This window comes from Sphingobium sp. LF-16, assembly GCF_003711185.1.
In the GTDB taxonomy this organism is placed as follows: domain Bacteria; phylum Pseudomonadota; class Alphaproteobacteria; order Sphingomonadales; family Sphingomonadaceae; genus Sphingobium; species Sphingobium yanoikuyae_A.
In genome coordinates this window covers 2225484-2246563 of the sequence record NZ_CP029335.1, presented here as the reverse complement: position 1 = coordinate 2246563, position 21080 = coordinate 2225484, and the positions used below count along the sequence as shown (strand labels likewise).

The 21080-nt window shown below is 63.5% G+C and carries 20 protein-coding genes; 19 read left to right on the top strand and 1 reads right to left on the bottom strand.

Translation table 11 applies throughout. The features are described 5' to 3' along the window. Positions 1–10 precede the first annotated feature (10 nt). The 19 genes from DIZ22_RS10505 (at position 11) to DIZ22_RS10415 (ending at position 19240) form a co-directional block, all read left to right on the top strand. Positions 11–823 (top strand): inositol monophosphatase family protein, encoded by an 813-nt coding sequence (locus DIZ22_RS10505; RefSeq protein WP_004211727.1) that lies wholly within the window; start codon positions 11–13, stop codon positions 821–823. Between the two features lie 295 nt (positions 824–1118). Then, a complete protein-coding gene (locus DIZ22_RS10500; RefSeq protein WP_004211729.1) occupies positions 1119–1493 on the top strand; it encodes an NADH-quinone oxidoreductase subunit A in 375 nt (124 codons plus the stop codon). A gap of 26 nt (positions 1494–1519) precedes the next feature. Beyond that, positions 1520–2038 (top strand): NADH-quinone oxidoreductase subunit B, encoded by a 519-nt coding sequence (locus DIZ22_RS10495; protein WP_017501785.1) that lies wholly within the window; start codon positions 1520–1522, stop codon positions 2036–2038. A 1-nt stretch (position 2039) separates the two neighbouring features. Beyond that, positions 2040–2828, top strand: a complete 789-nt coding sequence (locus DIZ22_RS10490; RefSeq protein ID WP_048937335.1) for an NADH-quinone oxidoreductase subunit C — start codon at positions 2040–2042, stop codon at positions 2826–2828. Next, a complete protein-coding gene (locus tag DIZ22_RS10485; protein ID WP_048937334.1) occupies positions 2828–4063 on the top strand; it encodes an NADH-quinone oxidoreductase subunit D in 1236 nt (411 codons plus the stop codon). The genes DIZ22_RS10490 and DIZ22_RS10485 overlap by 1 nt, the downstream gene beginning before the upstream one ends. Next, entirely contained in the window at positions 4063–4746 is a 684-nt protein-coding gene (locus DIZ22_RS10480; RefSeq protein ID WP_004211734.1) for an NAD(P)H-dependent oxidoreductase subunit E, read from the top strand. Before DIZ22_RS10485 ends, DIZ22_RS10480 begins: the two co-directional genes overlap by 1 nt. Beyond that, positions 4743–6089, top strand: a complete 1347-nt coding sequence (nuoF, locus tag DIZ22_RS10475; protein WP_122928170.1) for an NADH-quinone oxidoreductase subunit NuoF — start codon at positions 4743–4745, stop codon at positions 6087–6089. The genes DIZ22_RS10480 and nuoF overlap by 4 nt, the downstream gene beginning before the upstream one ends. Positions 6090–6091: 2 nt before the next feature. After that, the gene (nuoG, locus tag DIZ22_RS10470; RefSeq protein WP_048937333.1) at positions 6092–8098 is read left to right on the top strand and encodes an NADH-quinone oxidoreductase subunit NuoG; all 2007 of its coding nucleotides are present in this window, start codon (positions 6092–6094) and stop codon (positions 8096–8098) included. Beyond that, entirely contained in the window at positions 8095–9144 is a 1050-nt protein-coding gene (nuoH, locus tag DIZ22_RS10465; protein ID WP_017501781.1) for an NADH-quinone oxidoreductase subunit NuoH, read from the top strand. The genes nuoG and nuoH overlap by 4 nt, the downstream gene beginning before the upstream one ends. Continuing rightward, positions 9141–9626, top strand: a complete 486-nt coding sequence (nuoI, locus tag DIZ22_RS10460; RefSeq protein ID WP_004211738.1) for an NADH-quinone oxidoreductase subunit NuoI — start codon at positions 9141–9143, stop codon at positions 9624–9626. Before nuoH ends, nuoI begins: the two co-directional genes overlap by 4 nt. A gap of 29 nt (positions 9627–9655) precedes the next feature. Beyond that, positions 9656–10267: an NADH-quinone oxidoreductase subunit J gene (locus DIZ22_RS10455; protein WP_004211740.1), complete on the top strand. Its 612-nt coding sequence runs from the start codon at positions 9656–9658 to the stop codon at positions 10265–10267. Continuing rightward, entirely contained in the window at positions 10264–10569 is a 306-nt protein-coding gene (gene nuoK, locus DIZ22_RS10450; protein ID WP_004211745.1) for an NADH-quinone oxidoreductase subunit NuoK, read from the top strand. The genes DIZ22_RS10455 and nuoK overlap by 4 nt, the downstream gene beginning before the upstream one ends. A gap of 10 nt (positions 10570–10579) precedes the next feature. After that, on the top strand, positions 10580–12676 hold the full coding sequence (gene nuoL, locus DIZ22_RS10445; RefSeq protein WP_017501780.1) for an NADH-quinone oxidoreductase subunit L: 2097 nt from the start codon (positions 10580–10582) through the stop codon (positions 12674–12676). Continuing rightward, positions 12676–14229 (top strand): NADH-quinone oxidoreductase subunit M, encoded by a 1554-nt coding sequence (locus DIZ22_RS10440; protein ID WP_007714750.1) that lies wholly within the window; start codon positions 12676–12678, stop codon positions 14227–14229. The genes nuoL and DIZ22_RS10440 overlap by 1 nt, the downstream gene beginning before the upstream one ends. Next, entirely contained in the window at positions 14229–15665 is a 1437-nt protein-coding gene (gene nuoN, locus DIZ22_RS10435) for an NADH-quinone oxidoreductase subunit NuoN (RefSeq protein WP_048937332.1), read from the top strand. The genes DIZ22_RS10440 and nuoN overlap by 1 nt, the downstream gene beginning before the upstream one ends. Then, positions 15662–16375 carry a biotin--[acetyl-CoA-carboxylase] ligase gene (locus DIZ22_RS10430; protein ID WP_080993553.1) on the top strand — a complete coding sequence of 238 codons (714 nt, stop codon included), beginning with the start codon at positions 15662–15664 and terminating at the stop codon, positions 16373–16375. Before nuoN ends, DIZ22_RS10430 begins: the two co-directional genes overlap by 4 nt. Before the next feature lie 10 nt (positions 16376–16385). Next, the gene (locus DIZ22_RS10425) at positions 16386–17168 is read left to right on the top strand and encodes a type III pantothenate kinase (RefSeq protein WP_037507523.1); all 783 of its coding nucleotides are present in this window, start codon (positions 16386–16388) and stop codon (positions 17166–17168) included. Further along, positions 17165–18802, top strand: coding sequence for a ribonuclease J (locus DIZ22_RS10420; protein WP_037507521.1), 1638 nt, complete (start codon positions 17165–17167; stop codon positions 18800–18802). The genes DIZ22_RS10425 and DIZ22_RS10420 overlap by 4 nt, the downstream gene beginning before the upstream one ends. A gap of 168 nt (positions 18803–18970) precedes the next feature. Continuing rightward, the gene (locus DIZ22_RS10415; protein ID WP_007714730.1) at positions 18971–19240 is read left to right on the top strand and encodes a DUF1467 family protein; all 270 of its coding nucleotides are present in this window, start codon (positions 18971–18973) and stop codon (positions 19238–19240) included. A 656-nt stretch (positions 19241–19896) separates the two neighbouring features. Here DIZ22_RS10415 and DIZ22_RS10410 read toward each other — a convergent pair. Then, a complete protein-coding gene (locus DIZ22_RS10410; protein WP_048937329.1) occupies positions 19897–21072 on the bottom strand; it encodes a VWA domain-containing protein in 1176 nt (391 codons plus the stop codon). Positions 21073–21080 lie beyond the last annotated feature (8 nt).

The window sequence follows — 21080 nt, the reverse complement described above, 5'->3', positions numbered from 1 at the left end:
GAGATTTTACATGGTATCCCATTCCGGCCTTCTCACCGTCATGGAACGCGCCGCCCGCAAGGCCGGCTCCAAGCTGCGCCGCGACTTCGGCGAGGTCGAGCATCTGCAGGTATCGCGCAAGGGGCCGGCGGACTTCGTGTCCAAGGCCGACAAGCAGGCCGAACAGACGCTGGTCGAGGAATTGCAGAAGGCGCGTCCCGACTGGGGCTTCCTGCTGGAAGAGGGCGGGGTAATCGAAGGAGATCCCAACAAGCCGCGCTGGATCATCGATCCGCTCGACGGCACCACCAACTTCCTGCATGGCATCCCGCACTTCGCCATCTCGATCGCGGTCGAGGAGCCGTTGTTCGGCGGCAAGCGCGAAGTGACCTCGGGCCTGATCTACCAGCCGGTCACCGACGAAAGCTATTGGGCGGAAAAGAATCGCGGGGCCTGGCGTCATGATCAGCGCCTGCGCGTCTCGGCCCGTCGTGACCTCGCCGACTGCCTGATCGCCACCGGTATTCCGTTCATGGGTCATGGCAACATGGCCGAATGGACGCGCATCTTCGGTGCGGTGGCGCCTTCGGTCGCCGGCCTGCGTCGCTTCGGTGCCGCCTCGCTCGACCTCGCCCATGTCGCCTCGGGCCGCTATGACGGCTTCTGGGAAAGCGGCCTCCAGCCCTGGGACGTGGCGGCTGGCATCCTGATGGTGCGCGAAGCTGGTGGCTTCGTCAGCGACTTCCGCGGCGGCGACCAGATGATCGACCGCAAGGAAGTGATCGCCGGCAATGACGCGACCCACAGCAAGCTGCACAAGCTGGTCGCAGGCGCGCTGCGCTAAGAGCCTGGTCGCGATTGGGGGAGGCGCTCCGCGCTTCCGCCGATGGCGTGAATCGGGCTCTGCTAAGCTTCTGATTTAAGAGCAAAGGGCGTCGGCCCACCGCGGCGAGTCTTCGGGCTTCCAAAGGTGGTCCGGCGCCTGTTTTTTTGTGTCTGCGGCAATCGTCTCTTGCGCTTTTGGTAACGCGATCAAGCCTTTGCAATTGTTGCGAATCATTCTCATAGGTTCGCCCCTTGCTTCGCATATGCAGCAGGCCTAAAGGCCCCCCAGAACAATTTTCGCCCAGGGGATTCCATTGGTCGATCTCAGCCAATATCTGCCGATCCTGATCTTTCTCGGGATCGCTCTGCTGCTCTCCAGCACCTTCGTCTTCTTGCCGATGCTGGTTGGCCGCCTGACCGGTGCGCACAAGCCCGATCCTGCCAAGCTGTCCGAATATGAATGCGGCTTCCCCGCATTTGAAGAGCCGCGCAGCCAGTTCGACGTGCGTTTCTACCTTGTCGCCATCCTGTTCATCATTTTCGACCTGGAAGCGGCATTCCTCTTTCCCTGGGCGGTGAGCCTTGACCAGATCGGCTGGGCCGGCTGGGCGACGATGATGATCTTCATAGCGGAGCTGGTGCTCGGCCTCGTCTATGCGTGGAAGAAGGGAGCACTCGATTGGGAGTAGAACTGACCAGCCCCATTCCCGGCACCATGCCGCCAATGGGGACGCAGCCCGACCAGGACTTCTTCAACGCGCTCAGCAGTGAAGTCAGCGACAAGGGCTTCCTTGTCACCTCGACCGAGGAACTGTTCCAGTGGGCCCGCACGGGTTCGCTGTGGTGGATGACCTTCGGTCTCGCCTGTTGCGCGGTGGAAATGATCCACGTCAACATGCCGCGCTACGACATGGAGCGCTTCGGCGCCGCGCCGCGCGCGTCTCCGCGTCAGTCGGACGTGATGATCGTCGCCGGCACGCTGTGCAACAAGATGGCTCCGGCGCTCCGCAAGGTCTACGACCAGATGTCCAACCCGAAATATGTGATTTCGATGGGCAGCTGCGCCAATGGCGGTGGTTACTACCACTATAGCTATTCGGTGGTCCGTGGCTGCGACCGCATCGTGCCGGTCGACATCTATGTGCCGGGTTGCCCGCCGACTGCCGAGGCTCTGCTCTACGGTATCATGCAGCTGCAGCGGAAGATCCGCCGGATCGGGACGATTGAGCGTTAATATGGGCCATTCTGCACCCAAGATCGTGAACCCCGAGGGGATTGCCGAGGAAATCGCCGCCCTGCTGGGTTCGATGCTGGTCGAAACCGTCGACCATGCCGACGAACTGAGCTTTACCGTCGTGCGCGAGGATTTGGCCAACGCCATGGTCGCGCTGCGCGACATGGGCCATTATCAGCAGCTGATGGAAATCGCCGGCGTCGACTATCCGGAGCGTCCGGACCGGTTCGAGGTCTGCTACCATCTGCTGAGCGTCACGCGGAACCATCGCGTTCGCGTGAAGGTATCGACCGACGAGGATACGCCGGTGCCGACCGTCACGCACCTCTGGCCGGTCGCCGGCTGGCTGGAGCGCGAAGTGTTCGACATGTATGGCGTCATCTTCGACGGCAATACCGACCTGCGTCGCATCCTGACCGATTATGGCTTCAAGGGGCATCCGCAGCGCAAGGACTTCCCGCTGACCGGCTATGTCGAGCTGCGCTATTCCGAAGAAGACAAGCGCGTCGTCTATGAGCCGGTGAAGCTGGCCCAGGACTTCCGCAGCTTCGACTTCATGTCGCCCTGGGAAGGCGCGCAGTACGTGCTGCCGGGTGACGAAAAGGCCGCAGCACCTGCTGCTGCGCCCGCAGCCGCACCCACGCCCAAGGCGACGGAAAGCAAGGCCGACACCGGTGCTGGCGATGCCGCCAACAAGAAGGCCGAGGAAAAGTCGGCCGACGCGCCGGCCAAGCCCGCCGCCGAAACCGATGAAGGCAAGGGGGCTGCCAAGCCCGAAGGTAAGGCCTGATGTCCGACTATCTCGAAAAGATGGATCATGTCACCGATGCGGCCGACCCGGCCTATGGTGACACGGAAATCCAGAACTACACGATCAACTTCGGTCCGCAGCACCCTGCGGCGCACGGCGTTCTGCGTCTGGTCATGGAACTGGACGGCGAAATCGTCGAGCGCTGCGACCCGCATGTCGGCCTGCTGCATCGCGGCACCGAAAAGCTGATCGAGCACAAAACCTATATGCAGGCGCTGCCCTATTTCGACCGGCTGGACTATTGTTCGCCGCTCGGCATGGAGCATAGCTATGTCCTGGCGGTCGAAAAGCTGCTGAACCTGGAAGTGCCGCTGCGCGCGCAATATCTGCGCGTGTTCTTCGCGGAACTGACCCGCATCTGCAATCACATGCTGAACCTGGGTTCGCACGTCATGGACGTCGGCGCGATGACGCCGAACCTGTGGCTGTTCGAAATTCGCGAGGACTGCCTCAACTTCTTCGAGCGCGCGTCGGGCGCCCGCATGCACTCGGCCTATTTCCGGCCGGGCGGCGTGCATCAGGACGTGCCGCTCAAGCTGCTGACCGACATCGCCGACTGGCTCGACACCCGTCTGCCGCGCCTGTTCGAGGACGCGATGAGCCTGGTCGTCGACAACCGCATCTTCAAGCAGCGCAATGTCGACATTTCGATCGTCAGCAAGGAAGACGCGCTGAAGTGGGGCTTCTCCGGCCCGATGCTGCGTGGCTCGGGCATCGCCTGGGACATCCGCAAGGCGCAGCCCTACGACGTCTATGACCGCATGGACTTCGACGTTCCGGTCGGCACTGCGTTCGACTGCTATGACCGTTTCATGGTCCGCGTCGAGGAAGTGCGCCAGTCCGCGCGCATCATGAAGCAGTGCCTCAACGAGATGCCCGAAGGGCCGATCGCCAGCTTCGACCGCAAGGTCTCCCCGCCCAAGCGCGGCGAGATGAAGAAGTCGATGGAAGCGCTGATCCACCACTTCAAGCTCTATACCGAGGGCTTCCACGTCCCCGCGGGCGAAGTCTATGTGGCGACCGAAAGCCCCAAGGGCGAATTCGGCGTCTATCTGGTCAGCGACGGCTCCAACAAGCCCTATCGCTGCAAGATCCGCCCGACCGCCTTCAGCCATCTGCAGGCGATGGACTTCATGATGAAGGGCCACATGCTGGCCGATACAACCGCTGTACTGGGCGCGATGGACATCGTGTTCGGAGAATGTGACCGATAATGGCTGACGCAGTTCATATCCCCGATGAGGCCGAAACCCGCGCGCGCTGGGGCGCGTTCGAGTGGACGCCCGAAAATGCCGAGCAGGCCAAGAAGGTCATCGCGCGCTATCCCGCCGGTCGCCAGCAGTCGGCGGTGATGCCGCTGCTCGACCTGGCCCAGCGTCAGGTCGGTGCGGAAACGCAGACCAATGGCTGGCTGCCGGTTCCGGTCATGGAATATATCGGGCGCCAGCTCGATATGCCGTACATGCGCGTCTATGAGGTCGCGACCTTCTACACCATGTACAATCTGGCGCCGGTCGGCCGCTATCATGTGCAGGTCTGCGGCACGACGCCGTGCATGCTGCGCGGGTCGGACGATGTCTTCGCCGCGTGCAAGAACAAGGGCCTGGTCAAGGGCGGCACGACCCCCGACGGCCTGTTCACCCTCAATGAGGTCGAATGCCTTGGGGCCTGCGCCAACGCGCCGATGGTCCAGATCAACGACGATAATTTCGAAGATCTGACCTACGACAGCACCATCGCCATCCTGGAAACGCTGGCCGCCGGCGGCCAGCCCAAGATCGGCCCGCAGATCGATCGTCAGACCAGCGCGCCGGAAGGTGGCCCGACCACCCTCAAGGAGATGGTCGGCGAAAATCACGACTATCGCGGTCAATGGAACGAAGGAGCGACGGCATGACCGATGCACCCGCAGCAGCTCCGACTCCGGCCCCCTTCGTCGGGCCGCTGTCCGACAAGGACCGCATCTTCACCAACGTCCACGGCTTCCAGGATTGGGGCGTCGACGCCGCGATGAAGCGTGGCGATTGGGACAATACCAAGAAGCTGATGGAAATCGGCCAGGACGCGATCATCGACACCATCAAGGCGTCGAACCTGCGCGGCCGTGGCGGCGCCGGCTTCCCGACCGGCATGAAGTGGAGCTTCATGCCCAAGGAAAGCAAGGACGGCCGTCCCAGCTTCCTGGTCATCAACGCCGACGAATCCGAACCGGGTTCGTGCAAGGACCGCGAAATCATTCGCCACGATCCGCACAAGCTGATCGAGGGCGCGCTGATCGCCGGTTTCGCGATGCGGGCGCGTGCCGCCTACATCTATATTCGCGGCGAGTTCATCTATGAGGCGAAGGTGCTCTTCTCCGCCGTCGAACAGGCCTATGAAAAGGGCTTCATCGGCAAGAATGCCTGCGGTTCGGGCTATGATTTCGACGTCTTCGTCCATCGCGGCGCGGGCGCCTACATCTGCGGCGAGGAAACCGCGCAGATCGAAAGCATCGAAGGCAAGAAGGGCCAGCCCCGCCTGAAGCCGCCTTTCCCGGCGGGCGCAGGTCTCTATGGCTGCCCGACCACTGTGAACAATGTGGAATCGATCGCGGTTGCGCCGACGATCCTGCGTCGCGGCGCGGCCTGGTTCAACGGCTTCGGTCGCGAGAATAACCGCGGCACGAAGCTGTTCCAGATCAGCGGCCATGTGAACAAGCCGTGCGTCGTCGAGGAATCGATGTCGATCCCGTTCCGCGAGTTGATCGACCGCCATTGCGGCGGCATTCGTGGCGGTTGGGACAATCTGCTCGCGGTCATCCCCGGCGGTTCGTCGGTGCCTCTGGTTCCCGCAAAGGAGATCATGGACGCGCCGATGGATTTCGACGGCCTGCGTGCGCTGGGCTCCGGCCTTGGCACCGCCGCCGTCATCGTCATGGACAAGTCGACCGACATCGTCCGCGCCATTTCGCGTCTCTCCTACTTCTACAAGCATGAGAGCTGCGGCCAGTGCACGCCGTGCCGCGAAGGCACCGGCTGGATGTGGCGCGTCATGGAGCGTCTGCGCACCGGCGACGCCGACCAGAGCGAAATCGACATGCTGTTCCAGGTGACCAAGCAGGTTGAAGGCCACACCATCTGCGCGCTCGGCGACGCGGCGGCATGGCCGATCCAGGGGCTGATCCGGCACTTCCGTCCGGAAATCGAGCGCCGGATCAACGAGAACAAGGGTAGTGCCCCCGTCATGGAGGCAGCGGAGTAACCATGCCGAAGGTCAAAGTAGACGGCGTAGAACTCGAAGTCCCGGCGGGCGCCACAGTCCTCCAGGCTTGCGAGCAGGCGGGGAAGGAAATCCCCCGTTTCTGCTATCATGAGCGCCTTTCCATCGCCGGCAATTGCCGCATGTGCCTGGTCGAGGTGAAGCCTGGACCGCCCAAGCCGCAGGCTTCGTGCGCGCTTCCGGCCACGGAAGGCCAGGAAATCCGCACCGACAGCGAAATGGTCAAGAAGGCCCGCGAAGGGGTGATGGAGTTCCTGCTCATCAACCACCCGCTGGATTGCCCGATCTGCGACCAGGGCGGCGAGTGCGATCTTCAGGACCAGTCGGTGGCCTATGGCCGCGGCTCGTCGCGCTATGACGAAAACAAGCGCGCCGTCACCGAGAAGAATATGGGTCCGATCGTCAAGACGGTCATGACCCGCTGCATCCAGTGCACCCGTTGCGTGCGCTTTGCGGAAGAAGTCGCGGGCGTGCCGGAAATCGGCGCGATCTATCGCGGTGAGAATATGCAGATCACCACTTATCTCGAACATGCCGCCAAGAGCGAGCTGTCGGGCAACGTGGTCGACCTCTGCCCGGTCGGCGCTCTGACGTCGAAGCCCTACGCATTCGAAGCGCGTCCGTGGGAACTCAAGAAGACCCATGCGATCGACGTGATGGACGCGGTCGGCACCAACATCCGCCTCGACAGCCGTGGCCGTCAGGTGCTGCGCGCCGTGCCGCGCATCAATGACGACGTGAACGAAGAGTGGGCGTCGGACAAGACCCGGCACAATGTCGACGGTCTGGTCCGCAAGCGCCTCGACAAGCCGTTCGTGCGCAAGGATGGCAAGCTGGTTCCGGCGACCTGGGCGGAAGCTTTCGCCGCCGTCGCCGCTGTCCAGCATGGCGGCAGCGTCGCGGCGATCGCCGGCGACCTGCTCGATTGCGAAACCATGTTCGCCGGCAAGGCGCTGGTCGAAAAGCTCGGCGGTTCGCTGCTGGAAGGCCGCCAGACCGGCCTGTCCTACGATGTGTCGAGCCTGTCGTCGGTGGTGTTCAACACGCCGCTCGCCGATCTCGAAACCGCGGACGTCATCCTGCTGGTCGGCACCAACCTGCGCTGGGAAGCGCCGCTGGTGAACACCCGCATCCGCAAGGCGATCAAGAAGGGCGCGAAGGTCTTCGCCGTTGGTCCCGAATTCGACCTTACCTACAAGGTCGAATGGCTGGGCAATGACGCGTCGCTGCTGGCCAAGCTGCCGGACGCCGTGGTCGAAGCCTTCAAGGGCGCTGCCCGTCCGGCGATGATCGTCGGTGGCGGCGTGCTGGCCAAGGACGGCGCGCATGGCGACACGCTGGCGCTGGTCGAGACGCTGGGCCTGATCAAGGACGGCTGGAACGGCTATAATGTCCTGCACTTCGCGGCGGCCCGCATGGGCGGCCTGATGCTGGGCTATGCGACCAAGGGCGGCATCAAGGCCGTGGCCGCTGCCGCGCCCAAGCTGCTCTTCTCGCTCGGCGCCGACGAGGTCGACTATTCGGCCTTCGAGGGCAGCTTCAAGGTCTATGTCGGCCATCATGGCGATCAGGGCGCCCATGCGGCGGACGTGATCCTGCCGGGCGCAAGCTATGCCGAAAAGGCCGGCACCTACGTCAACCTGGAAGGCCGGGTGCAGTTCGGTGAAAAGGCTGTGTTCGCGCCGGGCGACGCCCGCGAAGACTGGTCGATCCTGCGCGCCCTGTCGGAAGCGCTGGGTGCCAAGCTGCCGTTCGACAGCTTCGACGCGCTGCGCGCCGAAATGGTCAAGGCGGTTCCCGCGCTCGGCGTCGAGGGTATCGCCGACTATGGCTGGTCGGTCCCGTCGCTGCCGACCGGTGCGACCGGCGAGCTGGGTTCGCCGATCAAGGATTTCTACCTCACCAACGCGATCTGCCGCGCCAGCCCGACGATGCAGCAATGCTCGGCCGAGCTGATCCATGGTGAAAGCTTCGCGGAGGCCGCAGAGTGACCGCTTTCTTCCAAGGCCTTGGCCTGCCTTTCGAGGGCGCCTGGCTGCTTTCGACCATTATCGGCATTCTGGTCATCGCACTGCCGCTGATGCTGGCCGTCGCCATGATCATCTATGCCGACCGCAAGATCTGGGCGGCCATGGCGCTGCGCCGTGGTCCCAACGTCGTCGGCCCGCTGGGCCTGCTTCAGTCCTTCGCGGACGGCCTCAAGGTCTTCCTGCAGGAAACCATCGTTCCCTCGGCGTCGAACAAGGCGCTGTTCCTGATCGCGCCGATCATCACCTTCACCGTGGCGCTGATGGCCTGGGCCGTCATCCCCTTCGGCGTCGGCGTGATGGTGTCGAACGTCAATGTCGGCCTGCTCTACATCCTCGCCATCTCGTCGCTCGGCGTCTATGGCGTAGTGCTGGCGGGCTGGGCGTCCAACTCCAAATATCCCTTCTACTCCGCGATCCGTGCCAGCGCGCAGATGATCTCCTATGAAGTCTCGATCGGCTTCATCCTGATCACCGTCGTGCTGTGGGCCGGCAGCTTCAACATGTCGGCGATCGTGGAAAGCCAGAAGGGCTATTATGGCTTCCTCAACGGCAACGGCTTCAACCCGCTGCTGTTCCCGATGGCGATCATGTTCCTGATTTCGGCCATGGCGGAAACGGCGCGCGCGCCGTTCGACCTGACCGAAGCGGAATCCGAACTGGTCGCGGGTTACCAGACCGAATATTCGTCGATGGCCTTCGCCCTGTTCTGGCTCGGCGAATATGCCAACGTCATCCTGATGTGCGGCCTCAACGCGATCCTGTTCTGGGGTGGCTATCTGCCGCCGTTCGACTGGGCGCCGCTGTATCTGGTGCCGGGCATCATCTGGTTCCTGCTCAAGATCGCCTTCTTCTTCTTCGTCTTCTCCTGGGTGAAGGCGACGGTGCCCCGCTACCGTTATGACCAGCTGATGCGGCTGGGCTGGAAGATCTTCCTGCCGACCTCGCTCTTCTTCGTCTTCCTGGTTTCGGGCTTCCTCATGCTGACGCGCTATGGAGGCGCACAATGAGCCTCGGTTACTACGTCAAAAGCTTCACCCTCTGGGAGTTCGTGAAGGCGCACTGGCTGACCTTGAAGTATTTCTTCAAGCCCAAGGCGACGATCAACTACCCGTACGAGAAGAACCCGATTTCGCCGCGTTTCCGTGGTGAACATGCGCTGCGCCGCTATCCCAACGGGGAAGAGCGCTGCATCGCGTGCAAGCTGTGCGAGGCCATTTGTCCGGCGCAGGCGATCACCATCGAGGCGCAGCCGCGCGACGATGGCAGCCGCCGCACCACGCGCTACGACATCGACATGACCAAGTGCATCTATTGCGGCTTCTGCCAGGAAGCCTGCCCGGTCGATGCGATCGTCGAGGGCCCGAACTTCGAGTTCGCGACCGAAACCCGCGAGGAGCTGATCTACGACAAGGCCAAGCTCCTGGAAAACGGTGACAAGTGGGAGCGTGCCATCGCTGCCAATCTTGCTGCCGATGCCCCCTATCGTTAAGCCGCCGGCGTCAAAGGGAATATGAACCTGTGATCCACGTCCTCGCCTTTTACCTGTTCGCCATTCTGGTGGTGAGCAGCGGCGCGCTCACGATATTGTCGCGCAACCCGGTCCACTCGGTCCTCTGGCTGATCCTGGCCTTCTTCAACGCTGCCGGTCTGATGATCCTGCTCGGCGCCGAATTCATCGCGATGCTGCTTGTCATCGTCTATGTCGGCGCGGTCGCGGTGCTGTTCCTGTTCGTCGTCATGATGCTCGACATCGACTTCGCCGAACTGCGCGCCGGCTTCGTCAGCTATCTGCCGTTCGGCCTGCTGATCGCGCTGGTGCTGCTGGCGGAAATCGTCCTGGGCATCGGCCTGTGGAGCGCCGGTCCGATCGAGCTTGCGCAGCGTGCGGCCCCGGCCAATCCGGAACTTTCCAACATCCAGGCGATCGGCGGCATTCTCTATACCCGCTACATCTTCCTGTTCGAGGCGGCGGGTATCGTCCTGCTGGTCGCGATGATCGGCGCCATCGTGCTGACCCATCGTGCCCGTGGCGGCGTCCGTGGTCAGAATGTTGCCAAGCAGAACCGCCGTCGTCCGCAGGACGCCGTGCGCAACATCAATCAGCCCGTGGGGCAGGGGGTGGAGCTGTGATCGGCCTTCAACATTATATGGTGGTCAGCGCCATCCTCTTCGTGATGGGGGTGCTCGGCATCTTCATCAACCGCAAGAATGTCATCATCATCCTGATGGCGATCGAGCTGATCCTCCTCAGCGTGAACATCAACCTCGTGGCCTTCAGCGCCTTCCTGGGCGATCTGGTGGGCCAGGTCTTCTCGATGTTCGTGCTGACCGTCGCGGCGGGTGAAGCGGCCATCGGCCTCGCCATCCTCGTCATTTACTTCCGTGGTCGCGGCACCATCGCCGTCGACGATGTCAACCGGATGAAGGGCTGAGCCAAATCCCATGATCCAGCTTATCGTCCTTCTCCCGCTGCTCGCCGCAGCCATCGCCGGCCTTGGCAACAAGGCCCTGGGCAAGATCCCGGCGAAGATCGTCACGACCGGCGCGCTGTTCGCAGCCTGCGCCATGTCCTGGCCGATCTTCATCAGCTTCCTGACCGGCCACGCCGAACCCTATGTCGCGCCCGTCTTCACCTGGATCGAAAGCGGCAGCTTCGATGCCCAGTGGGCGCTGCGGGTCGACACCATGACGGCGGTCATGCTGGTGGTCATCACCAGCGTGTCCAGCCTCGTCCACCTCTATAGCTGGGGCTATATGGACGAAGAGCCGGATCAGCCGCGCTTCTTCGCCTATCTCTCGCTCTTCACCTTCGCGATGCTGATGCTCGTGACCGCGAACAATCTGCTGCAGATGTTCTTCGGTTGGGAAGGCGTGGGTCTGGCCTCCTACCTGCTGATCGGTTTCTGGTTCCGTAAGCCGAGTGCAAACGCGGCTGCGATCAAGGCGTTCGTCGTCAACCGCGTCGGCGACCTTGGCTTCATGATGGGCATTTTCGGCACCTATCTGGTGTTCAATACCATCTCGATCCCGGAAATCCTGGAAATGGCCCCGTCGATGGCCGGTTCGACCATCGGCTTCCTGGGACACCGCTTTGACACCATGACCGTGCTCTGCCTGCTGCTGTTCATCGGCGCGATGGGCAAGTCGGCACAGCTTGGCCTCCACACCTGGCTTCCCGACGCGATGGAAGGCCCGACCCCGGTGTCGGCGCTGATCCACGCGGCCACCATGGTCACCGCTGGCGTCTTCATGGTTTGCCGTCTGTCGCCGATGTTCGAAATGTCGCCGACCGCGCTGACCGTGGTCACCTATGTCGGTGCCGCCACCTGTCTGTTCGCCGCCACCGTCGGCACCGTGCAGACCGATATCAAGCGCGTCATCGCCTATTCGACCTGTTCGCAGCTGGGCTACATGTTCTTTGCGGCCGGTTGCGGCGCCTATGGCGCGGCGATGTTCCACCTCTTCACCCATGCCTTCTTCAAGGCGTTGCTGTTCCTGGGCGCCGGCTCGGTCATCCATGCGATGCACCATGAGCAGGACATGCGCTACTATGGCGGCCTGCGTAAGAAGATCCCCGTGACCTTCTGGACCATGACGCTCGGCACGCTCGCCATCACGGGCGTCGGCCTGCCGCTCGTCGGCGTCGGTTTCGCCGGCTTCTATTCGAAGGACGGCATTCTCGAAGCGGCCTTCGCGTCGGGCGGTGCGGGCATCGGTGCCTATTATGTCGGCGTGTTCGCCGCGCTGCTGACCAGCTTCTACAGCTGGCGCCTGGTCTTCCTGACCTTCTTCGGCAAGCCGCGCTGGACCCAGTCCGAGCATATCCAGCATGCGCTCCATGATGCCCATGGGCATGACGATCACGGCCACGGCCATGACGATCACGCCCATGCGGGCCATGGTCATGACGATCATGCCCACGCCCACGCCGATCATGGCCATGACCATCATGCCCATGACGCTGGCGACGGCACCGGTGGCTACCATCCGCATGAAAGCGGCCTGGTCATGCTGATCCCGCTGCTGGTGCTCAGCCTGGGCGCCGTGTTCGCCGGCTTCGTCTTCCACGACCAGTTCATTGGTCCGGAAGGGGGCATCGAGTTCTGGAAGGGCGCGCTCGCGTTCGACAGCCACCTGATGCACGCCGCGCATGAAGTGCCGACCTGGGTCAAGTTCGGTCCGTTCACCGTGATGCTGACCGGCCTGGTCATTGCCTGGCTCGCCTACATCAAGAACACCGACTGGCCGCAGCGCTTTGTCGCCACCTTCGGCGCCCTGCACCAGTTCTTGCTCAACAAGTGGTATTTTGACGAGCTGTACAACTTCCTGTTCGTCAAGCCCGCCTTCGCCATCGGCCGCTTCTTCTGGCAGTTCGGTGACGTCGGCTTCATCGACCGCTTCGGCCCCAACGGGCTGGCTGCTCTGGTCGTGCAGGGCAACAAGATCACCCGTCGGCTTCAGTCCGGCTACCTCTACACCTATGCGCTGGTGATGCTGATTGGCCTCGCCGCGGCTGCAACCTGGGCGATGACACGATAATGGACGGCTTCCCCATCCTCTCCCTGATGATGGCAGTGCCGATGGCTGGTGCCATCGCCTGCCTCTTCGCTGGCGCCAATAATGCGCGCTGGATTGCGCTGATCGCCACGCTGGTCGATCTGGTCCTGGGCATCGTCCTGTGGGTCAACTTCGATCAGTCGGGCGCAGGCGCCCAGTGGCAGTTCACCGAATATGCGCCGATCTTCGGCCGCTTCGCGTGGGCGCTCGGGATCGACGGCATCGCCTTGCTGCTGATCGCGCTGACCGTGTTCCTGATGCCGATCTGCATCGGCGCCAGCTGGAACGCGATCAACAAGCGCGTCGGCGAATATATGGCGGCGTTCCTGTTCATGGAGGTGCTGATGATCGGCGTCTTCACCGCGCAGGATCTCTACCTCTTCTACATCATGTTCGAAGCCGGCCTGATCCCGATGTATCTGATCATCGGTATCTGGGGTGGTGCGAACCGTATCTACGCCTCGTACAAATTCTTCCTCTACACGCTGCTCGGCTCGGTCCTGATGCTGATCGCGATGATGTGGATGGTGCATGAGGCCGGCACGACCCGCATCCCCGACCTGATGGCCTACAACTTCGATCCGAAGATCCAGATCTGGCTGTTCCTCGCCTTCTTCGCCAGCTTCGCGGTGAAGATGCCGATGTGGCCGGTCCATACCTGGTTGCCCGACGCGCACGTTCAGGCGCCGACCGCCGGTTCGGTCATCCTGGCAGGCGTGCTGCTGAAGATGGGTGGCTATGGCTTCATCCGCTTCTCGCTGCCGATGTTCCCGGAAGCCTCGGCGCAGCTCGCGCCCTGGGTCTGGGGCCTGTCGATGGTCGCCGTCGTCTATACCAGCCTCATCGCGCTGGTTCAGTCGGACATGAAGAAGCTGATCGCCTATTCGTCGGTCGCGCACATGGCGATCGTCACCATCGGCCTGTTCGCCTTCAACCAGGCGGGCCTGGAAGGCGCGATGATGGTCATGCTGGGCCACGGCCTCGTCTCGGGCGCGCTGTTCCTCTGTGTCGGCGTCATCTATGACCGCCTGCACACCCGTGAGATCAACCGCTATGGCGGCCTCGCGATCAACATGCCGCGCTACGCCGTGCTGTTCCTGCTCTTCACCATGGCTTCGGTCGGTCTGCCGGGCACCAGCAACTTCGTCGGTGAATTCCTGTCGCTGATGGGCATCTATCAGGTCTCGACCTGGGCAGCACTGATCTGCACCACCGGCATCATCCTGGGTGCGGCCTATATGCTCTACCTCTATCGCCGCATCTGCTACGGCGATCAGGTGAACGCCGATGCCGCCGCCATGCCTGACCTGTCGGCGCGTGAAATCTGGCTGCTCGCCCCGATTGCCGCGGCGGTGCTCTGGATGGGCGTCTATCCGGAAAGCTTCCTGGCCCCGATGCGTCCCGACATCCGCGCGCTCGAAGCGCGTCTCGCCCCTGCGGCTCCCGCAGGAGATTCCCAGATCAAGATGGGTGCGCCCAAGCCGGTAGGCGAGGGCCATCATGAAGAAGCCGCTGCGCACGGGGAGGCGCACTAATGATCGAAACCGCTTCCCTTCTGGCCGTACTGCCGGAACTCATCCTCACCGGCTCTGGCCTGGTGCTGATGCTGATCGCCGCCTTCGGTGGTGACCGCTCGACCCATGCCGTCAACTGGCTGGCAGTGCTGGCACTGCTCGCCGCCGGCCTCAGCCTCTGCACCTCGATGGCGCATGGCCCGGTCGCGTTCGACGGCCTGGTCCGTGCCGACGCCTTCTCGGTCTACGCCAAGGCGCTGATCTATGGCGCGGCCGGTGCGGCCATCCTGCTGGCCCCGCGCTTCTTCGCCACCGGCGGCGCGCTGCGTCCCGAATATGCCGTCCTGATCGTCTTTGCCGCCATCGGCATGGGCATGATGGTCTCGGCCGGTGACATGCTGACGCTCTATGTCGGCCTGGAAATGAACAGCCTCGCATCCTACGTGCTGGCCAGCTTCATGCGCCAGGACGAGAAGTCGTCGGAAGCGGGCCTCAAATATTTCGTGCTCGGTTCGCTGGCCAGCGGCATCCTGCTCTACGGCATCTCGCTGCTCTACGGCTTCACCGGTTCGACCGCGTTTGACGGCATTGCCATTGCCATGGGTGACGGCGTGTCGAAGGGCGAGCTGTTCGGCCTGGTCTTCGTGCTCGCGGGCCTCGCCTTCAAGATCAGCGCCGTGCCGTTCCACATGTGGACGCCCGACGTCTATGAAGGCGCGCCGACCCCGGTCACCGCCTTCTTCGGCAGCGCGCCCAAGGTCGCCGCGATGGGCCTGATGGTCCGCGTCGCGATCGAAGCGCTTGGCCCGGCCGGCCTCGACTGGCAGCAGATCATCATCTTCGTTGCGCTCGCCTCGATCCTGTTCGGTGCAGTCGCGGCGATCGGCCAGACCAGCCTCAAGCGTCTGATGGCCTATTCGTCGATCAACAATGTCGGCTTCGCGCTGGTCGGCCTCGCCGCCGGCACGCCCGCCGGCGTTGCCGCGACGATGAGCTACATGGCGATCTATGTCGTCATGACCATCGGCGCCTTCGCCTGCATCCTCCAGATGCGCACCGCCGACGGCAAGCCGGTCGACACGATCGCCAGCCTTGCCGGCCTGTCGCAGTCGCGCAAGGGCCTGTCGGCCGCTTTCGCGATCTTCATGTTCTCGATGGCCGGTATCCCGCCGCTGTTCGGCTTCTGGGCGAAGTTCCTGGTGTTCGATGCCGCGGTCGCCGCCAATCTGACCGCGCTCGCCGCCTTCGGCATCGCCATGTCGGTGATCGGCGCCTTCTATTATCTCAAGATCATCAAGACGATCTATTTCGACGAACCGGCCGCGCCCTATGAGGCGAAGGGCGGGGCGGTCGAGAATATCATCATGGCTGCCTGCGCCATCGTGATCGTCTTCGGTTATCTGCTCAACCCGCTGCTGGACAAGGCCAGCGCGGCTGCGGCGGCTTCGCTGTTCTGACGCAGTTTCGCACCGTAGAAGAAACCGGCTCCACCAATGCCGACATGCTGGCATTGGCGGAGCAGGGTGAAACCGAGGGCCTCTGGCTGCGCGCAAAGCGACAGTCCGGAGGCCGCGGTCGTTTGGGCCGGGCGTGGGAAAGTCCGGTCGGCAATCTCTATTGCTCCACCCTGATCCGGCTGCAGCCGGGCGACCCGATGGCGCACACGCTGGCGCTGGTCGCGGCGAACGCCGTCCATGCGCTGGTCGCGCCGCTCTGTGCCGGACAGGCGCGGATCAAATGGCCCAATGACATATTGGTCGACGGCGCGAAGATCGCCGGCATCCTGCTGGAACGCACCGGCGATGCCGTGGTGGTCGGCATCGGCATCAATGTCACCCATTTCCCGGAAGGGCTCGACCGTCCGGTGACCAGCCTCGTCGCGCAAGGCGCGGACGGGCAGGGCGCGGACGCCGCCGCGCTGCTGGAACGGCTCGCCCAGCTTTTCGGCCATTGGCTGGCGATCTGGCGTGCCCAGGGACTTGATCCGGTGCGCACCCATTGGCTGCTCAACGCCCATCCGACCGGCACGCCGATGCGTGTCGTCCAGCCCGATGGCGACGTGGTGGAGGGTGGCTTCGGCACGCTCGACAGCCAGGGCATGTTGATCCTGCGCTTGGCGAATGGCGATACCCGTGCCATTCATGCCGGCGATATCTTTCTCATCTGAGGGTTCGGCCATGCTTCTCGCGATCGACGCGGGCAACACCAATGTCGTTTTCGCGCTGCTCGACGGGCGTGAGATCAAGACGCGCTGGCGCATCGCCACCGACCCGCGCCGCACGGCCGACGAATATGCCGTGTGGCTGAACCAGCTGCTGATGCTGGAAGGCTATGCCATGGCCGATGTCGACGCGGTGATCGTCGCCACGGTCGTGCCGCGCGCGCTGCATAATCTTCAGGTGCTGGCCGACAAATATTTCAAGACGACCGCGCTGGTCGCCGGCCAGTCGCCGGTCGACTGGGGCATCGAACTGGACGTGGCGGAACCGGCCTCGGTCGGCGCCGACCGGGTTGTAAACGCGATCGCGGCCCACCATCTTTATGAGGGCGACCTGATCGTCATCGATTTCGGCACGGCGACGACTTTCGATGTGGTGGACTATCGCGGCGCCTATAAGGGCGGCATCATCGCGCCGGGCATCAACCTGTCGCTCGATGCGCTGGTGGCGGCCGCGGCCAAGCTGCCCCGCATCGCGATCGCCCCGCCAGAGAACCGATCGGTTATCGGTCGGACCACGGCCGACGCCATGCTGATCGGCGTCTTCTGGGGCTATGTGGCGATGATGGAGGGGCTGGTCGCCCGGATGCGGGCCGAGATCGGCCGCCCGACCAAAGTGATTTCGACCGGAGGACTCGCTGTCCTCTTCAATGACAATAGCGATATTTTCGATGCGATCGCGCCCGACCTGACGATCCAGGGCCTCGCATTGCTGTACGAACGGAGTTTACAGACAGAATGACACCCAAGGACGAGCTGCTCTTCCTGGCCCTCGGCGGCTCGGGCGAGATCGGCATGAACGTCAATCTTTATGGTTGCCAGGGCAAATGGGTCATGGTGGACCTCGGCCTGACCTTTGCCGATCCGCTTTATCCCGGCGTGGAGCTGGTGCTGCCCGACCTTGCCTTCATCGAGGAGCGCAAGGACGACCTACTCGGCATCGTGCTGACCCATGGCCATGAAGACCATATCGGCGCCATCCCCTACCTCGCGGCGGACCTGGGCGTGCCGCTCTATGCCACGCCCTTCACTGCAGGCCTGATCCGCCTGAAGCTGGAGGAAGAGGGCCTGACCAAGGAGGTCAAGCTCCACGTCATCGAGAATGAGGGCAGCTTCAATCTCGGCCCGTTCGGCTTCCGTTATGTGCCGCTGGCCCACTCGATCCCGGAGGGCAATGCCGTCCTGATCGATACGCCGCACGGCCGCATCTTCCACACCGGCGACTGGAAGCTGGACGCCGCCCCGCTGCTTGGCCAGCCCTCCACCCCGGAGGAACTGACCGCGATCGGCGACGAGGGCGTGCTGGCCTTGGTGTGCGACAGCACCAATGTCTTCAATCCAGAACCATCGGGTTCTGAAAGCACGGTGCGCGATGGCCTGATGCAGACCGTCGCAGCGGCGAAGGGCCGCGTGCTGGTCACGACCTTCGCCTCCAACGCCGCGCGCGTGCAGACGCTGGGCGAGGTCGCGGCCGCCACCGGGCGCAAGCTGTGCGTCGCCGGCCGCTCGCTCGACCGCATTATCAGCACTGCCAAGGCCGCCGGTTATCTCAAGGATTTCCCGCCGCTGGTCGACTGGGATGATGCGATGGACCTGCCGCGTTCGGAAGTGATGTTCATCGCCACCGGCGGCCAGGGCGAGGCGCGCGCCGCGCTCTCGCGCATCGCCTTTGACAGCCACCCGATCAAGCTGGCCGAGGGCGACACCGTCGTCTTCTCGTCCAAGCAGATTCCGGGCAATGAAATCGCGATCGGCCGCATCCAGAATGCGCTGGCGACCAAGGGCATCATCATGGTGACCGACCGCCAGGCCGAGGTCCATGTCTCGGGCCATCCGGGCCGTCCGGAACTGGAATCCATGTATCGCTGGATCCGCCCCGCCATCCTGCTGCCGGTTCATGGCGAGCGCCGCCACATGGCGGAACAGGCGCGGCTTGGCCTCGCCACCGGCATCCCCGATGCCGTGGTCCAGTCGAACGGCGACCTGCTGCGCCTGGCACCGGGGAAGCCGACGATCATCGGCCATGAGGATACCGGCCGTCTGGTCCTCGACGGCGACGTCATCCTGCCCGCCGACGGCGCGACCATGAACGAACGGCGCAAGCTCGGCCTGCACGGTCAGATCAGCGTCGCCGTGGCGCTCGACGCGAAGAACCGCCTGATCGGCGAACCCGTGCTGCGCACCCAGGGCGTGCCGGTGGAGGAAGACAAGGACGCCTTCCTCGCCGAAGCGGCCGAGGAAGCGGCGGCGGCCGTCGCCAAGGGATCGATGGAGCAGGAAGCCCTGCGCGAACGCCTGCGCCTCGCCGTGCGCCGCACCGCGACCCGCTGGACCGGCAAGAAGCCGATCGTCGACGTACTGCTGATCCGCGCATGATATAAGAGAGCGCCGTTCGCTATCCTGCGGGAGCAACGCGAACGGCGCTTTCGTTGACAGCCGGAAGCCTTTAGGCTCGGGCCGATCAAAATTGAATCGTCATAGCGAGCGAAACGCCGCTGTGACGGGAGAGGGTAGAGGCATGCGCTGCAATAACGGGCGGGCCGGATGAACTGGTACGCCATCTTCGCCATCTATGTGCTGTTCTGGGTGATCAGCGCCTTCCTCGTCCTGCCCTTCGGCCTGCGCACGCCCGACGAGACGGGCGAGCTACTGCTGAAAGGCCAGGCGGACAGCGCCCCCAGCAACTTCCGTCCCGGTCGCGTCATGCTGCGCGCAACCCTGCTCTCGGCCGTCCTGTTCGGCCTCTATTATGCCAATTATGTGCAGGGCTGGGTCACGATCGACAATATCCCCGGCCTCCATCCGCCACGCTGAGTGGGGATGACGGAGTTGGGTTGGAACAAGACATAGCCCCTCCCTTCCAGGGAGGGGTTGGGGTGGGTGGCGAGCGTAGCGAGCTTCTGCCCTATCGACCGTAGACCGCCGCTACGCGGCGCACCCGCCCCCAGCCCCTCCCTGGAAGGGAGGGGAGTAGGAAACGTCCGCAAGTGGTCGCTAGCTTCCATCCCCATCCCGTCATGCCGGGCTTGACCCGGCATCCCGCTTTTCTTGCTTTGCGAGTGCGACCCAACCAAGGGCGCGCACCCTCTGTCCTATTCGGCCCGTTCATGATCTACTCCGGCCATGAAAAACCGTCCCCCTCACGCAAACATGTCCAGAATTGTCGCGCCGCTGTCGCGTCCCTGTCGCCTGACTGTCGCGTCGGTGGTGCGGGACAGTGACCCTGATCGTGACGCAATAGTCGCGCCACAGGCGCGTCGGTGTCGCGTCGCGGGCGCGTGACAGGTGCAAAAGGCCCGAAATGGCCCGACGACACTGTGAACTTCGGGCCGAAATATACTGTCGCGTCATCCGCCTGACCGACCAACCCTAGGGCAACAAATTCGCGCTGTCCTACACCGCACCCCTCAGCCACTATGCGGATGGCTCTTTGACCTGTCGGATATGCCCGCGCGCCGCAGAGGCCGATCCTACCGCTTGCGCGTCAATTCCCGCATCGCCTCATCCAGCCCCTCCAAGGTCAGCGGATACATGCGCTCGCTCATCAGGTCACGGATGATGCGGGTGGACTGGCTGTAGCCCCAATGCTCCGCCGGCGCGGGGTTCAGCCACACGGTCGCGGGATAGGTATGGGTGACGCGCTGCAGCCAGACGGCACCCGCTTCCTCGTTCATATGCTCCACCGACCCGCCCGGATGGCTGATCTCATAGGGGCTCATCGCCGCGTCGCCGACGAAGATCACCTTATAGTCATGGCCATATTTGTGCAGCACGTCCCAGGTCGGGGTGCGCTCGGCAAAGCGGCGGCGATTATCCTTCCACACGCCTTCATAGAGGCAGTTATGGAAGTAGAAGAATTCCATATTCTTGAATTCGCTGGTCGCGGCGGAAAACAGCTCCTCGCACAGCTTGATATGCGGGTCCATCGATCCGCCCACGTCCAGGAACAGCAGCAGCTTGACCGCATTGTGCCGCTCGGGCCGCATCCGGATGTCGAGCCAGCCCTGCCGGGCGGTGCCGCGGATCGTCGCGTCCAGGTCCAGTTCGTCGGCCGCCCCCTCCCGCGCAAACCGGCGCAGCCGGCGCAGCGCCACCTTGATGTTGCGGGTCCCGATCTCGCGATTGCTGTCCAGATTGGCGAATTCGCGCTTTTCCCACACCTTGATGGCGCGCTTGTGTCGGCTTGTCCCCCCGATCCGCACGCCTTCGGGATTATAGCCGCCATGGCCAAAAGGGGATGTGCCGCCGGTGCCGATCCACTTGCTGCCGCCCTGATGGCGCTCCTTCTGCTCCTCCAGCCGCTCCTTCAGCGTCTTCATGATCTCGTCCCAGTCGCCCAGCGACTTGATCTTCTCCATCTCCTCGGGACTGAGGAACTTCTCCGCGACCAGGCGCAGCCATTCCTCGGGTATCTCCGCCTCAACCCCGTCCTGGCCCAGCAGCCCCTTGAACACGCGGGCAAAGACCTGGTCGAACCGGTCGATCAGCCCCTCATCCTTCACATAGGTGGCGCGGGCGAGATAATAGAAATCCTCCGGCCGTCGCTCGATCACGTCGCGGTCCAGCGCCTCCAGGAGCAGCAGATGCTCCTTGATGCTGGCGGGGATGCCGGCGGCGCGCAGCGCGTCGAGGAAATTGAGCATCATGGTGCCGA

Bases quoted from the DNA above. Each gene is read 5' to 3' on its own strand.
- DIZ22_RS10505 (WP_004211727.1), top strand. From the start codon at position 11: ATGGTATCCCATTCCGGCCTTCTCACCGTCATGGAACGCGCCGCCCGC.
- DIZ22_RS10495 (WP_017501785.1), top strand. From the start codon at position 1,520: ATGCCGCCAATGGGGACGCAGCCCGACCAGGACTTCTTCAACGCGCTC.
- DIZ22_RS10490 (WP_048937335.1), top strand. From the start codon at position 2,040: ATGGGCCATTCTGCACCCAAGATCGTGAACCCCGAGGGGATTGCCGAG.
- DIZ22_RS10485 (WP_048937334.1), top strand. From the start codon at position 2,828: ATGTCCGACTATCTCGAAAAGATGGATCATGTCACCGATGCGGCCGAC.
- DIZ22_RS10480 (WP_004211734.1), top strand. From the start codon at position 4,063: ATGGCTGACGCAGTTCATATCCCCGATGAGGCCGAAACCCGCGCGCGC.
- nuoF (WP_122928170.1), top strand. From the start codon at position 4,743: ATGACCGATGCACCCGCAGCAGCTCCGACTCCGGCCCCCTTCGTCGGG.
- nuoG (WP_048937333.1), top strand. From the start codon at position 6,092: ATGCCGAAGGTCAAAGTAGACGGCGTAGAACTCGAAGTCCCGGCGGGC.
- nuoI (WP_004211738.1), top strand. From the start codon at position 9,141: ATGAGCCTCGGTTACTACGTCAAAAGCTTCACCCTCTGGGAGTTCGTG.
- nuoL (WP_017501780.1), top strand. From the start codon at position 10,580: ATGATCCAGCTTATCGTCCTTCTCCCGCTGCTCGCCGCAGCCATCGCC.
- DIZ22_RS10440 (WP_007714750.1), top strand. From the start codon at position 12,676: ATGGACGGCTTCCCCATCCTCTCCCTGATGATGGCAGTGCCGATGGCT.
- nuoN (WP_048937332.1), top strand. From the start codon at position 14,229: ATGATCGAAACCGCTTCCCTTCTGGCCGTACTGCCGGAACTCATCCTC.
- DIZ22_RS10425 (WP_037507523.1), top strand. From the start codon at position 16,386: ATGCTTCTCGCGATCGACGCGGGCAACACCAATGTCGTTTTCGCGCTG.
- DIZ22_RS10420 (WP_037507521.1), top strand. From the start codon at position 17,165: ATGACACCCAAGGACGAGCTGCTCTTCCTGGCCCTCGGCGGCTCGGGC.
- DIZ22_RS10415 (WP_007714730.1), top strand. From the start codon at position 18,971: ATGAACTGGTACGCCATCTTCGCCATCTATGTGCTGTTCTGGGTGATC.
- DIZ22_RS10410 (WP_048937329.1), bottom strand. From the start codon at position 21,072: ATGATGCTCAATTTCCTCGACGCGCTGCGCGCCGCCGGCATCCCCGCC.